12 protein-coding genes and 7 tRNA genes are annotated in these 15,601 nt (G+C 47.9%); 15 read left to right on the forward strand and 4 right to left on the reverse strand.

The features are described 5' to 3' along the window. The first annotated feature begins 68 nt into the window (after positions 1-68). The 14 genes from ACE3K2_RS22255 (at position 69) to ACE3K2_RS22320 (ending at position 9,979) form a co-directional block, all read left to right on the forward strand. Positions 69-144 (forward strand) — tRNA-Lys (locus tag ACE3K2_RS22255). Between the two features lie 6 nt (positions 145-150). Next, positions 151-231, forward strand: a tRNA-Leu gene (locus ACE3K2_RS22260). Positions 232-241: 10 nt separating this feature from the next. Continuing rightward, positions 242-316, forward strand: a tRNA-Gly gene (locus tag ACE3K2_RS22265). Between the two features lie 7 nt (positions 317-323). Continuing rightward, positions 324-400 (forward strand) — tRNA-Arg (locus ACE3K2_RS22270). A gap of 17 nt (positions 401-417) precedes the next feature. Beyond that, positions 418-496, forward strand: a tRNA-Leu gene (locus ACE3K2_RS22275). A 7-nt stretch (positions 497-503) separates the two neighbouring features. Continuing rightward, positions 504-577, forward strand: a tRNA-Pro gene (locus ACE3K2_RS22280). Between the two features lie 10 nt (positions 578-587). Further along, positions 588-658 (forward strand) — tRNA-Gly (locus tag ACE3K2_RS22285). A 394-nt stretch (positions 659-1,052) separates the two neighbouring features. Further along, a complete protein-coding gene (iolD, locus tag ACE3K2_RS22290) occupies positions 1,053-2,918 on the forward strand; it encodes a 3D-(3,5/4)-trihydroxycyclohexane-1,2-dione acylhydrolase (decyclizing) (protein WP_421895161.1) in 1,866 nt (621 codons plus the stop codon). Between the two features lie 192 nt (positions 2,919-3,110). Then, positions 3,111-4,013, forward strand: a complete 903-nt coding sequence (gene iolE / locus ACE3K2_RS22295; protein WP_421895164.1) for a myo-inosose-2 dehydratase — start codon at positions 3,111-3,113, stop codon at positions 4,011-4,013. A gap of 205 nt (positions 4,014-4,218) precedes the next feature. Then, the gene (gene iolC / locus ACE3K2_RS22300) at positions 4,219-5,229 is read left to right on the forward strand and encodes a 5-dehydro-2-deoxygluconokinase (protein WP_421895167.1); all 1,011 of its coding nucleotides are present in this window, start codon (positions 4,219-4,221) and stop codon (positions 5,227-5,229) included. 99 nt (positions 5,230-5,328) lie between these two features. Next, positions 5,329-6,804, forward strand: a complete 1,476-nt coding sequence (locus ACE3K2_RS22305) for a CoA-acylating methylmalonate-semialdehyde dehydrogenase (protein ID WP_421895170.1) — start codon at positions 5,329-5,331, stop codon at positions 6,802-6,804. Between the two features lie 69 nt (positions 6,805-6,873). After that, positions 6,874-7,926 carry an inositol 2-dehydrogenase gene (gene iolG / locus ACE3K2_RS22310; protein ID WP_421895173.1) on the forward strand — a complete coding sequence of 351 codons (1,053 nt, stop codon included), beginning with the start codon at positions 6,874-6,876 and terminating at the stop codon, positions 7,924-7,926. 111 nt (positions 7,927-8,037) lie between these two features. Then, positions 8,038-8,844, forward strand: a complete 807-nt coding sequence (gene iolB / locus ACE3K2_RS22315; RefSeq protein WP_074093115.1) for a 5-deoxy-glucuronate isomerase — start codon at positions 8,038-8,040, stop codon at positions 8,842-8,844. A 127-nt stretch (positions 8,845-8,971) separates the two neighbouring features. Then, positions 8,972-9,979: a LacI family DNA-binding transcriptional regulator gene (locus ACE3K2_RS22320; RefSeq protein WP_421895177.1), complete on the forward strand. Its 1,008-nt coding sequence runs from the start codon at positions 8,972-8,974 to the stop codon at positions 9,977-9,979. Positions 9,980-10,190: 211 nt separating this feature from the next. Here the strand turns inward: ACE3K2_RS22320 and ACE3K2_RS22325 are convergent, their stop codons facing one another. Further along, entirely contained in the window at positions 10,191-12,170 is a 1,980-nt protein-coding gene (locus tag ACE3K2_RS22325) for a methyl-accepting chemotaxis protein (RefSeq protein WP_421895180.1), read from the reverse strand. Between the two features lie 478 nt (positions 12,171-12,648). Between ACE3K2_RS22325 and ACE3K2_RS22330 the strand changes: the two genes are divergently transcribed. Then, positions 12,649-13,176 (forward strand): hypothetical protein, encoded by a 528-nt coding sequence (locus ACE3K2_RS22330; RefSeq protein ID WP_421895183.1) that lies wholly within the window; start codon positions 12,649-12,651, stop codon positions 13,174-13,176. A 329-nt stretch (positions 13,177-13,505) separates the two neighbouring features. On the opposite strand, the gene ACE3K2_RS22335 is transcribed toward ACE3K2_RS22330, so the two are convergent. From ACE3K2_RS22335 to ACE3K2_RS22345, 3 genes are all read right to left on the reverse strand, one after another. Further along, positions 13,506-13,865 (reverse strand): hypothetical protein, encoded by a 360-nt coding sequence (locus ACE3K2_RS22335; RefSeq protein WP_421895186.1) that lies wholly within the window; start codon positions 13,863-13,865, stop codon positions 13,506-13,508. Positions 13,866-14,125: 260 nt separating this feature from the next. Then, on the reverse strand, positions 14,126-14,926 hold the full coding sequence (locus ACE3K2_RS22340; protein ID WP_421895189.1) for a DUF4261 domain-containing protein: 801 nt from the start codon (positions 14,924-14,926) through the stop codon (positions 14,126-14,128). Between the two features lie 117 nt (positions 14,927-15,043). After that, a complete protein-coding gene (locus ACE3K2_RS22345; protein ID WP_179198648.1) occupies positions 15,044-15,400 on the reverse strand; it encodes a DUF1304 domain-containing protein in 357 nt (118 codons plus the stop codon). Positions 15,401-15,601: the final 201 nt, after the last annotated feature.

The raw sequence follows: 15,601 nt of genomic DNA on the forward strand, positions 1-15,601 counted from the left end.
TCAGACTGTAAATCTGCTCCCGTACGGGTTCGGTGGTTCGAATCCATCATCCTCCACCAGTTTTCTATGAGTCATTAGCTCAGTTGGTAGAGCACCTGACTTTTAATCAGGGTGTCGAAGGTTCGAGCCCTTCATGACTCACCATTATATGCGCGTGTGGCGGAATTGGCAGACGCACTAGACTTAGGATCTAGCGTCTTTGACGTGGGGGTTCAAGTCCCTCCACGCGCATCCTTTATTTGCGGAAGTGGCTCAGCGGTAGAGCATCGCCTTGCCAAGGCGAGGGTCGCGGGTTCGATTCCCGTCTTCCGCTCCAATATTTTGCGCCCTTAGCTCAGCTGGATAGAGCGTTTGACTACGAATCAAAAGGCCGGGAGTTCGAATCTCTCAGGGCGCGCCATTATAACTTCATACTTTGCCGGCGTGGCGGAATGGCAGACGCGCTCGACTCAAAATCGAGTGGGAAACCGTGGAGGTTCGAGTCCTCTCGCCGGTATAGATAACGGGATGTAGCTCAGCTTGGTAGAGCACCTGGTTTGGGACCAGGGGGTCGCATGTTCAAATCGTGTCATCCCGATTGTTGTTATGCGGGTGTAGTTCAATGGTAGAACTTTAGCCTTCCAAGCTAATAGCGTGGGTTCGATTCCCATCACCCGCTTAAATAATGAAAAGAAAGAGATGGTATTCACCGTCTCTTTCTTTTTTTGCATTCACAGGCATATGAATCATGATTGTATACAGAGATCACAGATTATATGGCTAACTCGCATGTACGAGCATGTATCCCATCCTCACGATATATTCCCCTCTTTTAAAATGGGTCCTTTGTCATTGTGGAAATGTTCGACTGGAGAAGGTCTAGTCTTGTGCACCTTCGAACACTGAATATCTTTGCTTTATCACATTTTATAAAAACGCTTACAAAAATAGCTTGCGTAAATCATTAACCTGTAATACCATATCAATTAAGCGCTTAACCTTTAGGGGTAAGGCGCTTAAACTTAACGTAGATTAAGCGCTTAACCCGTAGAGGAAAGGAAGGCGATCAATTCATGAATACAATTCGACTAACGATGGCTCAGGCATTGCTTCGATATCTGGATCAGCAATATATCTCGGTTGACGGGGTGGAAATCAAGTTTGTGAAGGGAATCATCGGTATTTTTGGACATGGGAACGTAACAGGCATTGGGGAAGCGCTGGAGCGCAGTCCGGGAAGCCTGACGTATATGCAAGGCAAGAACGAACAAGGTATGGTGCATACGGCAGCGGCCTATGCCAAGCAGAAGAATCGCAGACAGATCTATGCGTGTACAACATCCATAGGACCTGGTGCTTTGAATATGATTACAGCGGCAGCTACGGCAACGGTGAACCGGATTCCGGTTTTATTACTTCCTGGAGACAACTTCGCGACACGGGAACCGGACCCTGTACTACAGCAGTTGGAAGTGAGCAGTGATTATACAATCTCGGCAACTGATCCATTCAAAGCCGTCAGCAAGTACTGGGATCGCATCGTTCGTCCCGAACAGTTGATGATTGCTGTTACACAGGCCATGCGAGTACTAACCGATCCGGCAGAGACGGGAGCCGTAACGCTCGCACTGCCGCAGGACGTACAGGCAGAAGCGTACGATTATCCGGAATCGTTTTTTGCACGCAAAGTACATTATCTGGACCGTCGCCCCCCGGTACAAGCAGCCATTGAACGGGCAACGGAGCAAATTGCCCGTGGCAGCAAGCCGCTTCTCGTTGCAGGCGGCGGTGTGTTGTATTCTGAGGCGTCCGTTCAACTCGTGGAGTTCGCCGAAGCATTTGGCATTCCGATCGCCGAGACGCAGGCGGGCAAGAGCGCAGTCCCTTGGGACCACCCACTGAATGTGGGGGCCATCGGGGTTACCGGCTCTCTGGCAGCAAACAGGCTGGCGAGAGAAGCGGATGTGGTGATCGGCGTCGGTACTCGTTTCTCCGATTTTACGACGGCGTCCCGCTCTGCTTTTCAGCATCCGGAAGCATCATTTATTAACATCAACCTGAACGGTATGGATGCCGACAAGTTAGGCGGAGAAGCCATTCTGGCAGATGCACGCGAAGGATTACAGGTTTTACAGAAGGAATTGCAGCAGAGGCAATACCGCAGTGCGTATGGTGCATCTGAAATTGCTGATCTCCGCGCTGAGTGGAATGCAGAAGTGGATCGGCTGTATGGCGCACAACATGAAGCTGGGCTGGCCCAGACTACAGCAGTCGGTGTGGTTAACCGGACTATTGATCCATCTTCCGTCATCGTCTGTGCGGCAGGTAGTCTGCCAGGCGATCTGCATCGTCTGTGGCGTGCGTCTGAACCAAAGACGTATCACATGGAGTATGGATTCTCCTGTATGGGGTACGAGGTAAGCGGAGCGTTCGGAGCAGCACTTGCCGAGCCGGATCGTGAGGTGTACGCCATGGTAGGGGATGGCAGTTATCTGATGCTGCATTCGGAGTTTGTGACCAGTTTGCAGGAACAGAAGAAGATGACCGTTCTATTATTCAACAATAATGGATTCCAGTGTATTCATAATTTGCAGCGGGAACATGGTAGTGATGGGTTCGGCAATGAGTTCCGTTATCGGGAATCCGAGAGTGGACGACTAACCGGGGATTACATGCCAATAGACTTTGCTGCACATGCTCGAAGCATGGGAGCCAAATCCTATAGAGCCGAGACGGCAGAACAGCTGGAACAGGCAATCCGAGATGCGAAGAACGAAACGGTGAGTACGTTGATTGAGATTCCGGTCGTGCCTGGAACCAACGCAGGTGGATACGAATCATGGTGGAATGTAGGTGTGCCCGAAGTATCTGCCGAGGAAAAGGTAGTTCATGCACATCACACCATGCAAGCCAACCGTGCCAAAGCAAGACCTATTTAGTCCGGTTTATTAGTGTAGTCCTTCTAAAGGAGGCCCTGAAGAAGCGGAGCCAAAATCTGTCTAAAAGCAAGCTGCATCGGAAGGTTGTTCTGTCATCGGAATGTGCCGTGTAAATATTCTTTAGTTCAATTTATATAAGAGTCTACATTCCAAGTGAACCATAATGTTGAACGACAAAGGAGACGTGGAGCAATGAGCAAGCTGCCATTCCAGCTTGGGATCCATCCGATCAATTGGGTCGGTGAAGATGTGAAGGAACATGGTGATGCGACAACGTGTGCACAGATTCTGGATGATATTCAGCGTCTTGGGCTGACAGGTACAGAGATGGGACGTAAATATCCAACTGATCCTGCTATATTGCGTGAGGAATTGAGCAAAAGGAATATCAAGCTGGTCTCCCAGTGGAAATCCGTACTTTTCTCCGATCCGGCGTATCGTCAGTCGGAGCTGGACAGTTATCGCAGACATGCGGAATTTCTGCAATCCATGGGCAGTAAGGTGATTAGTACGGCAGAAGTAGGTGGGTCACTTCATTTTGATCCAAGACGAACCCCGAATGAAAAAGAAGTGCTCAGACTCAGCGAATCTGCATGGCATATCCTCGCTGAAGGATTAAACGAAGCAGGAGCTATTGCCCGCGAACATGGGTTGAAGCTCACGTACCATCATCATGGAGGCACAGTGGTAGAACAACCGGATGAGATTGATCGACTGATGGAGCTGACAGACCCTTCTCTCGTATATCTGCTCTATGATACAGGTCATGCCTACTATGGCGGAGCCAATCCGCTGGAACTGCTGCGCAAACATTATGATCGGATCGCTTATATCCATCTGAAAGATATCCGCCCTCATGTGCTGGATGAAGCACGTGCGGAGCAATCCGACTTTGTCGGCTGTATTCGTAGAGGCGTGTTTACCGTACCAGGGGATGGATGCATTGATTTTGCACCAATTCTGCAAGAACTGATCACACGAGGATACGATGGCTGGGCGATGCTTGAAGGAGAGCAGGACCCTGCGATTCATAACCCGTATGAGTATGCCAAACGCTCCTTGAACTATATGGAGTCCTTATACCAACATAGCTGATACAGACATAGCGATGGGGAGAGCACCCTACCCATGAAGTGAAAAGCAAGAAGGCTATCAAAACAACTATAACGTTACGCTTGAAAAATAAAACTAACCTTTTCTAGACGTTTACGTTTATTAATCCTCACGATGGATTGAGTAACTAGTCCAGATATCCATATACAACATGTAAAATCTCAACACAGAAAGGGGCTCACATGCAATGACCTATGTATCCTTTCCAGAATCAAGGAAGAAGGATTTCACCGCGATTGGTCGCTTGTGCATCGACTTGAACGCCAATGAGATTAATCGTCCGATGGAAGAGACGATGACGTTCACAAAGTATGTAGGCGGCTCGCCGGCCAATATTACGATAGGCATGTCCAGACTGGGTATGGAGACAGCTTTTATCGGTAAGATTGCCAATGACCAGATGGGTCGATTCATCCATAGTTATCTGGAGAAAAACGGCATCGACACATCCAACGTGGTTACTGATGACACCGGAGCGGTGACAGGACTTGCTTTTACCGAGATCAAAAGCCCGACCGATTGCAGTATCCTGATGTACCGGGACAATGTAGCGGATCTGTTATTACGGGCGCAAGAGGTACAAGAGCAATTGATTGCTGACTCCAAAGTACTGCTAATCTCAGGCACCGCCCTTGCGCAGAGCCCTTCTCGTGAAGCCGTATTACAGGCACTAACGTATGCGAAAAAACATGGCACCGTTATTGTGTTTGATCTGGACTATCGTCCATATACATGGACATCAGACGAAGAGACAGCGGTCTATTATAACCTCGCAGCCGAGAAATGCGACATTATCCTGGGCACACGCGAAGAGTTCGACATGATGGAGACATTCGACCACAATCCGGATCATAGTGATCAGGTGACTGCACAGAAATGGTTTGATTTCTCAGCGAAGATTGTAGTCATCAAACACGGGAAGGAAGGCTCCATTGCTTATACGCGTGAAGGGCTTTCCCACCGTGCGGACAGCTATCCGGCCAAAGTGGTCAAAACGTTCGGTGCAGGCGACTCCTACGCCGCCGGGTTCCTATATGGATTGATGCAGGGCTGGACGATTGAGCGTAGTATGGCGTATGGCAGTGGGGCAGCAAGCATCGTCATTTCAAGCCACAGCTGTTCGGATGCGATGCCAACGGTGGAACAGGTGAATGATTACATCGAACGTTGCAATCGGGGCGAGATCACCGTGTCTTGAAGCTCATTGCAATACGTTGAATAACACGCTCATACAGATCAACATCAATGATATAAGTTGAACATAAGAGATCACATATAAGCGAAGGGAGACAGGGCTATGGGAAAAGGAATATCTGAAGCATCTGCAACAGCGACAATGGTACAAAACTGGATTGGGGGTGCCTGGGTGACCCCAGCGGCAACCCGTACCGAGCCGGTGGTGAATCCGGCCACGGAAGAAGTTATTGCACATGTGCCACTGTCTGAACAAGCGGACGTAGATCTCGCCGTACAGACGGCACGGGAAGCATTCAAGTCCTGGAGCGGCACACCGGTTCCGCGCCGTGCACGTATTCTGTTCCGCTACCAGCAGTTGCTGGTGGAACATTGGGAAGAGCTCGCCCGCTTGGTAACGCTGGAGAACGGCAAAAGCTACGCTGAAGCCTACGGAGAGGTATTACGTGGCATTGAGTGTGTCGAGTTCGCGGCAGGTGCCCCGAATCTGATGATGGGCAAACAACTGCCTGATATCGCGACAGGACTGGAGTCGGGCATGTATCGTTACCCTATCGGCGTAATTGGGGGCATTACCCCGTTCAACTTCCCGATGATGGTACCGTGCTGGATGTTCCCGCTGGCTATTGCTTGTGGTAACACCTTTGTCCTGAAGCCGTCCGAGCGTACACCATTGCTGGCAGGCCGCCTGGCAGAACTATTCAAGGAAGCAGGGCTTCCGGACGGCGTGCTCAACATCGTACACGGTGCACATGATGTCGTGAACGGCCTGTTGGAACATAAGGATGTTCAAGCGATCTCCTTTGTCGGATCACAACCTGTAGCTGAATACGTCTACACCACTGCATCCAAGCATGGCAAACGGGTACAGGCACTCGCAGGTGCCAAAAACCACTCCATCGTTATGCCGGACGCCGATCTGGATTTAACGGTAAAAGAAATTACGAGTGCAGCCTTTGGCTCGGCAGGGGAACGTTGCATGGCATGTTCGGTTGTTGTGGCTGTCGGTGATGTGGCTGATGAATTGGTGCAAAAGCTGGTGGAAGCAGCAGATCGCATTACCATTGGTAACGGTATGGATGAAGGCGTGTTCCTCGGTCCTGTCATCCGTGGACCACATAAAGAGCGTACACTCGGTTACATTGAATCCGGAGAGCAGGAAGGCGCGGCCTTGATTCGGGATGGACGTAAGGATCAGGCGACAGGTGAATCCGGTTATTTTGTAGGGCCAACAGTATTCGACCAAGTGCAGAGCAATATGAAAATCTGGCAGGATGAGATCTTTGCTCCAGTACTCTCGGTGGCAAGAGTGTCTACGCTGGAGGAAGCCGTTGAGCTTGCGAACCGTTCCGACTTTGCGAATGGTGCGTGTCTGTTCACCCGTAGCGGGGCAAGTATGCGTCAATTCCGTGAGACGATTGATGCAGGCATGTTGGGGATTAACTTGGGTGTACCTGCACCAATGGCATTTTTCCCGTTTTCCGGTTGGAAAAAATCCTTCTATGGTGACCTGCATGCCAATGGCACGGATGGTGTTGAATTCTACACTCGCAAGAAGATGGTAACGGCGCGCTGGTAACAACCAGCGCATAACTCGGGCTAAGGGGAACGCCCAGCCCATATGGACGCACATAGGGAGGATAACAGAATGGGCAAGGACAAAGTGAGAATTGGCATCATCGGTGCTGGACGGATCGGCAAAATTCATGCAGACAATCTCCTGCGCAACCCGCATGCCGAGATTGTGGGAATCAGTGACCTGTTTGCCGGTCCTGAATTGGAGGCTTGGGCCTCCAGACGTGGCATTCCTGTTGTAACAACGGACAGCAGCCAGTTGATCTCGATGCCTAATGTAGATGCGGTGCTGATCTGTTCTTCAACAGATACACATGTGCCGCTGATCGAACAGGCAGCTCAGGCGGGCAAACACATCTTCTGCGAGAAACCGGTTAGCATGGATCTGGCGCAGACCCAAGCAGCTGTAGCAGCAGTACAGAAGGCTGGTGTGAAGCTGCAGATCGGGTTTAACCGCCGCTTCGATCACAACTTCAGACGGGTACGTGCCCATGTGCAGGATGGTACGATTGGTGATCCGCATATTATCAAAATCACTTCTCGCGACCCGTCCCCACCACCTGCGGAGTATATCCGGGTGTCTGGCGGGATCTTCATGGACATGATGATCCACGATTTTGACATGGCTCGGTATCTGTCCGGGAGTGAAGTGGAAGAAGTGTACGCTCAGGGCAACGTGCTAATCAATCCGGTCTTTGCGGAACATGGTGATGTGGATACGGCGATTGTAACGATGACGTTTGCCAACGGGGCGATTGGTGTTATTGATAACAGCCGTCAGGCTGTATACGGATACGATCAGCGTGTTGAAGTGTTCGGCTCGATGGGCAGCGCCGCAGCGGCGAATGATCATCCAAATACGGCTGAGATCAGTACAGCGGCCGGGCTTATGCGCGATAAGCCTTTACACTTTTTCCTGGAGCGCTACAACGAAGCGTATGTACAGGAGACGGCCCTCTTTATCGATGCAATCATCCATGATACACCGGTTATCGTAGATGGCCACGATGCAGTACAGGCAGAGCGAATTGCGCTGGCAGCAAAAATGTCCATGGAGCGGGGAAGACCTGTGAAGCTGAGTGAAGTCCCTGGGGTGTCCCTGGAATCACAAACGGCAACGCCCTAGGTGGATGATTTAAGTCACTTTTTTTGAATAGAGCGCATGAATAGTCCAAGTTTTGTTCCTTTTATATGCATCAGGTTGTTATGGACGACTACAGAAAGGAGTGGTTGCAAGATGTCAGAACGTATTGTGAAACCCGTGGTCAACCCGGAGGGGGACGGTACGCTTATCAACGTAACACCGGAGTCGGCCGGTTGGGAATATGTTGGATTTCAGGTAGCGAAGTTGGCAGAAGGGGAGACGTTAACCCGTGAGAGCGGTGATCAGGAACTCTGTGTAGTGCTTCTCAGTGGTTTTGCCAATGTAAGTACCCGAGAGCACACATGGGATAATATCGGAAAAAGAATGAGTGTTTTCGAGAAAATTCCACCGTATTCGGTCTACGTCTCAACTTCCGATCAAGTGCAGATCACAGCACGTACCGAACTGGAAATCGCTATATGTGTTGCACCCGGTAAAGGCACGTACCCGGCTCGTCTCATTGCACCCGAAGATGTAGGGGTAGAGGCGAGAGGGTATGGCAATCTGGAGCGCCAGATTCATAACATTTTGCCGGAACAGAAGGAAGCGGACAGCTTGCTCGTTGTTGAGGTATTCACACCAGATGGGCATTGGTCTAGTTATCCGCCACATAAGCATGATCGGGACGCACTCCCGGATGAATCTTTGCTGGAAGAGACGTATTATTTCCGTGTACAGCCTGAGCAGGGGTTTGCCATTCAGCGCATTTACACGGATGATCGCTCTGTGGATGAGACGCTGGCAGTGAAGAACGGGGAAGTGGTGCTTGTGCCGGACGGATATCATCCGGTAGGTGCCCCTCCGGGGTATGAGGTGTATTATCTGAACGTGATGGCTGGCCCAACGCGGACATGGAAATTCCATAACGACCCTGACCATGAGTGGTTGATGAAAAAGTAAAACAGTTCATGCTACGCACATTGTGCTCGCTTCAAGTTGCGTATGCAGACTTCCCCCTGCATAATGAGAAGAGAACAATTATCTATGTATAACGAAATTTATATATAGCACAAATGGGGAAAAAACAATGAAAGCAACCATATACGATATCGCACGCGAGGCGGGTGTATCCATTGCAACCGTCTCGCAGGTCATTAATGGCAAAGGCAAGATCAGTGAGAAGCGGCGTACCGAGATTATGGAGATCATGGAACGCCTTCACTATCAGCCCAGCGCGATCGCAGCTGCACTTACAGGCAAGCAGACGTATACATTGGGGCTGCTCGTACCGGACATCTCAAATCCGTATTTTGCAGAACTCGCCAGAGCGGTGGAGGATCGTAGCCGTCAATTGGGCTACAGCGTGGTCATCTGCAGTACGGATAATAAGGACGAGCGGGTAGAGCGTTACCTGAACCTGCTCCAGCAAAAAAGGGTCGATGGCATGATGATCGGAACCGGGATCGATAATGCCGAAATTTTATCTCCCCTCCTGCAACAATCGATACCTGTTGCTCTGATTGCCCGTCATATGCCATCCCTGTCCGTACATACGGTCACCATTGACGACATACTCGGCGGGGCACTCGCAGCGGAGCATCTGCTTGAACTTGGGCACACCCGTGTAGCGGTATTGTCGGAACCGTCCAAAGTCAGCAGCAGTCAGGAACGTGTACGCGGATTCCGTGAAGCATTGATTAAGGCAGGTTATACGTTGGAACCGACTCAGATCCGAGAATCTGCAGCTGACCTGAGCTCGGCCAAAAAAGAGGCGCTACTGCTTCTCGGTGAGAACAATCACCCAACAGGTTTGTTCTGTTGTAATGACATTCAGGCCATTGGTGCTCTTCAGGCAGCCAAAGAGCTGGGGTTACGTGTTCCAGAGGATGTGTCGATTATCGGGTTTGATAATACCATTCTGGCTTCGGTAACCAGTCCACCGCTTACAACCGTTGCCCAACCAATTGAAGAACTGGGACATCGCGCTGTAGATCTGTTGATTGAAGAGTTAAAGGATGAACAAAAAGAGCCACAGAAGATTGTGCTGAAGCCCGAACTGGTTATCCGAGAGTCTGCAGGTCGTGTATTGAGCTGAAAACAATGAGGTTCCCAGCATACGCCGACCAGCCGTGAGGCCAAGCTGTCCAAGTTTACTTGTGTCATATTCTTGTATCAGGATAGGGAAGGGCCAAATGGGAGCGAATAGCGTGTGTCAGGTTTGATTAAAACAAAATTAACACTAAAATAACACTAAAAGAGGATGTCACCCGTCATGTTCATGACTTAGGGGACATCCTTTTGTTAATTTATATCTTGAACCTTTTCACTTCTTCGGCGAGCGTATTGGCTTGTTGTGCCAGTTCATTGGAGCGCTCCGAGATACTCGTGATGTAATTGAACTGTTCCTGTGTAGAAGAAGCAACTTCTTCCGTGGAAGCGGCACTCTGTTCCGACATGGCCGCAACACTGGAGATCACTTCAGCGATCTTGCCAGAGCTGTTATCCAATTCGTTTGTTGCGGACGATACCTGCTGAAGCTGGTTGTCGATACCTTCAATGGATTGTTTGATTCGCATAAACGAATTGCGCATCTCATGCACGGCAGCGACCTGCTGCTCAATACCATGTTCAGCAGAATCCACCTCGCTCACACTTTGGCGGCTTGCTGCCTGGATTTCATTCAATAATACGATGATATCCTGAGCAGAGCCTGCGGATTGTTCAGCCAATTTGCGCACTTCCTCGGCAACCACCGCAAATCCACGTCCATGTTCACCCGCTCTGGCCGCTTCAATGGAAGCATTCAGGGCAAGCAGGTTGGTCTGGGAGGCAATAGCCTGAATCATGCTGACGATTCCTTCAATTTTCTGTGATTTGTCTGCGAGTAGGGAGATTGATTCACCGACACGATCAATCGATTGGCGGTTGCCATCCGAAAGTTCCACCTGGTGATCCACCGCTTGTAAACCAGCCAGCATGGCTTCTCCTGCTTCACGCATCATCGTTACGGACCGCTCCACACTGCGATTAATACCGCCGACACTATCACTCATCTCCGACAGACGGCTTGAGCCATCATACACCGATTCGGCTTGTGTACTGGAGCCCTGAGCGAGTTCATCCGTAGCAATGGAGATCTGCTCAGCGATGCGCTTGGTGTTATCCGTATGCTCTTGCATCTCACCCGAAATACGTTGTACGCGGTCAGCAGAAGCTGTTACTTGTCTGAACAGTGAGCTAAGCTGATCGGACATCTGATTGAATGCCATACCAAGCTCTGCGAACTCATCCTTGCCTTTGATCTGCACCCGTCCTGTAAAGTCACCACTCGACATTTGGCGGGATGTTCCATGCAGACTTCTCAGCGGCTTAATGAAAAGTGTTGCAACCCAATAGGCACCTGCAAGCACAACCAGTAAGGTGATAGCGATAATCAGAATGTAGTTATTGCGCAATTTATAATACTCAGCGTAGGCCAACTTCTCAGAGATGATGGAGCCTACAACCCAGCCAGTGCTTGGAATTTGATGATAGAACAACAGGTAACCCTCGCCATTATTTTGGAAAGGCTTCTGACCTGATGGATTCGCCCGCATATCTGCCAGCAGCGGGTTTAACTCCGCGTTATCAGTGACTGAAGTGTTAACGAGTTTATCATCAGGGTGAGCCAGAAGCAGTCCGTTTTTATCGATTAAAAAGGTGTAGCCCAGTCCGTCCAGATTTATTTTTGCCACTGTATCGGTAAGTGTAGAGAGCAACAAGTCGCCTGCGACAACCCCTTGCAATGCGCCTTCTTTATTTTGGACCGGCATGGCAATCGACACCGCATATTGTTTCGACATCATATCAAGATAGGGGTCAGAGAATGTTAACTGATTGGCCTGCTTCGCTACTTGGTACCAAGGACGCTGTCTTGGATCATAATCGGCATCGGGAGACCAGTCTGAACCATTCATGAAACTGCCGTCTTGTTCTGAACCGTAATACAGATCCGACAGACTTTCTTTGTTACTGCCCAGCTTCATAATGTTAAAGTATTCTTCTGTGAGTTGGCCCTCAGGTACACCCTCCTGGATGACAAAAGCTAATGTCTCGATCACTTTGGCATTACTGCTGATCCAGCCATCCAACTGATTTGCCGAAGAAGACATTAAGCCATTCAGTTTGGAATCAACATTGCGCATGGCTTGCTTTTCGGTTTGCACCAAGCCTAGTGAAGCCAGTGGAAGTGCGGTGATCAATACAGCGGCAAGAAACATGATCATTAATTTTGGTTTGAGCTTCATTCCAATTCCCCCTAGCGTTTTACAATTACCACGCCTTTACTTCTTTAAAGAACATATTATCGTGTGTGACAAGCAGTTGTTTCAAGCTTTTTGTGGATCATGTACACTTGTTGAATCCGCCCGAATATAGCCTCAGGGTGTCAAGGATGTGTAAGAATGAATAAAGCTTATGAAGTATATCGTCATTTTTAGTTCAAATTTTAGTTAATCAAACAAGTTAATTAGCAAGCATGAATTTATATTTTGGAAACTAGAGTTGAAAACGAAATCATGTTCTGAATGTCTTGTATACGCCGCTTATATGCTTTTTTCGCTACCGTTCAAGCTTTATCCATCATTATATTTAGACAAAAACGTTATCGGAATGGAGGGATTAGAGATAAGAATAACTTTGGAACAGAAGCAGTGAGATGATATACTGAAAAGTATCATTATTTACCATTTTATATATGTTTTGTGGTGGATGGAGGAGAGAGGCATGATTAGAAAAATTAAAATCATTATGGGTGTCGTTGCGATTATTGTTGTTGTAGCTATTTCGGTGCGTATGTATACCTCTGGTCAATATGCGATGTATCTCCCCAGCAAACATACGACGTTTCGAGCAGAGGTTACAGATCATATGACGATGCTGGATACATTGGATCGACTGACCATCAGAAAGGTTTCTAATCATGAACCGTATAACGAGGATGATGAAGTGACGATTACAGATTCCAAACAGGTTAGAGAGATGCTGAAGCTGGTAAAGGATGTTGAACTTAAAAAGGTTCGGGAATTGGACGTTTCCGATAGGAATCCGTATTACTATGAGTGGCGAATTACCATTAATAAAGAAGGTCGCTTTACCGATGGATTCGGACTGACGTTCTATAATGAACATTCCCTCTCCATCTACAGCGAGGCAAAAACAAGAGATAATCTTGAGGACTACGAGATTACGAATGAATTTAGTCTGAATGAGATGGAACGCCTATTTGAAATGCTGAAGGGGGAGCAAACATGACCAAGACCAACTATCATGTATTGGCGATTGAGGAACAGGATATCCCCTTTCTATGGGAGATGTTATACGCATCCCTGCATACAGGAGAAGGTGATGAACCTCTAGGCGGTTAGGATTTGTGGAGAAAGGCCTCTGTGTTACATCGGTAACGCTGGTACGAGTGAGTGCTTGGGAATCTTAAATGATAAGCGATCGTTCTACAAAGTAAGAAAACAAGGGTAAGCAAAGTATTACTGCATAAAAAAAGGTGCTTCCTCCTGGGAAACACCTTTTTTTGCTACGTGTAGCACACACATATCCTCTTTGAACTCACCCCGTAATACCTCAATTTATTTTAACAAAAAGGCCAAAGCCTCGTCATACGTTTCCCATTGAAATTCAGTCTGGTGGGCCGATTCTTTGGAAATCCGATTCAACTGCATTTTGGCAATCGCACCACCTACGGCTACACTAGCCCGCTTCATACCCCAATCTAGCAGTAATTTCTGATGTTCTACAATTTTTTCTTTGGTATCCTGAGGAAATGCCTTCATCGTTCTCATGTCCACGAGCACATCAAACGAATTTCCCAATTGCGCCGCTATTCTCTGAATTTCTTTATTGGTTTGTTCGACATGTTCAGGGGTGACGATACCTTCCCAGATAATTTCAATAATAGGTTTAGTTGAATCCAAACGTCTAACAGACATGTAGGCAACTCCTCGATAATAAAATAGTATGTAATATATGAGACTATAAGCCTATTAATTATACCTTTTTATAACGAGAATGAAAACTGAATTCATAATATAGTGGTTCTTATGAACTACTTTTTCCTATTGGAGTTAAATTCAGGGATTGTAACATAGCATCGTCAGAAGGAAAGGTTGAATAGCGAAAAGCCACCCAGAGGATGAACTCCAGATGGCTTCAATAATTGTAACATGATAAAGTGAAAATCCTTCGTCAGTTAAAAGCCGATCTTCAAACTGTTACCTTCTGTTGCTACACCTTTGGAAAGGGAAATGCTCAGCTTTTGTTCCGCCGAGAAACCGAGTGTTTCCCCGTCATGCAGTGTGACGTCATTTTCAACCACATACGTTGTGGTCATGAACATCATCTCAAATACATCGCTTAAGGATTCCGAAGATTGCATAATCTCCATCTCTTCTTTTCCAAAGTTACGTAGTCCATAAGTATAAGCTGAAGCGCCTTCGGCATTCTGGAATAATCCGATGAAAATCCAGAGCGAGACGGGTAGCTCATCATGTTTGATCCCACGGCTGGTTTCGACATACTGTTTGGCTTCAACGACAAGGGGGGCCATATATATTGCCAGCGCGTGATCCAACTGTAACAAGGCACTTGCTGTTTGAGTAAACAGAACATGTCCCTCAATTGCATCGGTTGCGTTCAGAACCGACACAATAATCTGAGATTGGTGCCGAGAGGTCACTTGCTCCGCTTCTCGCCAAAGAATGTTTAGCCTGGCATTCTCCTCAACTTCACGGTCAGGTACAGGAGCGGCAATATGAGCACATACCACCTGCATTCCATTCACTTCGAAAAAGAGATTGCCTTCCTCCGGGCGTTCCTCAATCTCAATATTCCACTCATTCTTCATATTTCTGATGAAGAGGTCAAAATCACAATCGTCACGCTCCAGCAGGACAAAACCTACGATGGTTTCACTGTAATTCGTCGATTCGACAGCACCACCTGCAGGTACTTTCTCCTTTTTGCGCCGCCGAAGCTTGTCAAACAATCCCATGACATATTCTCCTTCCGATCCCAGACTGAATCTGGTCATTGTACAATGCTATCTATTCACTACCTTATCATAAAGGAGTTAAACATGAATCGCAGCAATGTACCTATCGACAGGAAATTACAGAAACAGGACCAGCAACAATGCAATGATCGCAGGCAATCCTTGTTTGATAATGATCGACCGTGAAGAAGTTGCTCCTCCATAAAGAGCCGCGATAATCACACACGCCAGGAAGAAAATCTGAATATGCTGTCCAACGGCAGCATCCGGATATAGGAGTCCCCAGATCAGACCTGCCGCAAGAAATCCGTTGTAAAGGCCTTGATTGGCCGCGAGGGATTTGGTGGACTTGGCGAATTCCGGCGTGAGATTAAAGGTTTTCATTGTGCGTGGACGAGTCCACATGAACATCTCCATCACCATGATATAAAAGTGTTCGACAGCTACAAGAGCTACAAAAATGATACTAATCAATGGAAACACCTTGCTTTCTGATATGTAATTTATTTACTTGTCCATCCTAGTATAAATGTTTGCAACGAGAACGGAAAGAGTAAATTTAATTTGTAACAATTTAATTGTGTGTAGTATAAAATATGTATCATTTTCCAAGTGAGTTATAATGTTAAAAATGAAAAAATCGTACAAAGGTAAGCATACGCCGATTGTCGACAA

It is taken from the genome of Paenibacillus sp., assembly GCF_048976745.1.
Lineage (GTDB): Bacteria > Bacillota > Bacilli > Paenibacillales > Paenibacillaceae > Paenibacillus.

What these genes read in the sequence shown, in the direction of transcription:
- iolD (WP_421895161.1), top strand. Translation starts at nt 1,053, where the DNA reads ATGAATACAATTCGACTAACGATGGCTCAGGCATTGCTTCGATATCTG.
- iolE (WP_421895164.1), top strand. Translation starts at nt 3,111, where the DNA reads ATGAGCAAGCTGCCATTCCAGCTTGGGATCCATCCGATCAATTGGGTC.
- iolC (WP_421895167.1), top strand. Translation starts at nt 4,219, where the DNA reads ATGACCTATGTATCCTTTCCAGAATCAAGGAAGAAGGATTTCACCGCG.
- ACE3K2_RS22305 (WP_421895170.1), top strand. Translation starts at nt 5,329, where the DNA reads ATGGGAAAAGGAATATCTGAAGCATCTGCAACAGCGACAATGGTACAA.
- iolG (WP_421895173.1), top strand. Translation starts at nt 6,874, where the DNA reads ATGGGCAAGGACAAAGTGAGAATTGGCATCATCGGTGCTGGACGGATC.
- iolB (WP_074093115.1), top strand. Translation starts at nt 8,038, where the DNA reads ATGTCAGAACGTATTGTGAAACCCGTGGTCAACCCGGAGGGGGACGGT.
- ACE3K2_RS22320 (WP_421895177.1), top strand. Translation starts at nt 8,972, where the DNA reads ATGAAAGCAACCATATACGATATCGCACGCGAGGCGGGTGTATCCATT.
- ACE3K2_RS22325 (WP_421895180.1), bottom strand. Translation starts at nt 12,170, where the DNA reads ATGAAGCTCAAACCAAAATTAATGATCATGTTTCTTGCCGCTGTATTG.
- ACE3K2_RS22330 (WP_421895183.1), top strand. Translation starts at nt 12,649, where the DNA reads ATGATTAGAAAAATTAAAATCATTATGGGTGTCGTTGCGATTATTGTT.
- ACE3K2_RS22335 (WP_421895186.1), bottom strand. Translation starts at nt 13,865, where the DNA reads ATGTCTGTTAGACGTTTGGATTCAACTAAACCTATTATTGAAATTATC.
- ACE3K2_RS22340 (WP_421895189.1), bottom strand. Translation starts at nt 14,926, where the DNA reads ATGGGATTGTTTGACAAGCTTCGGCGGCGCAAAAAGGAGAAAGTACCT.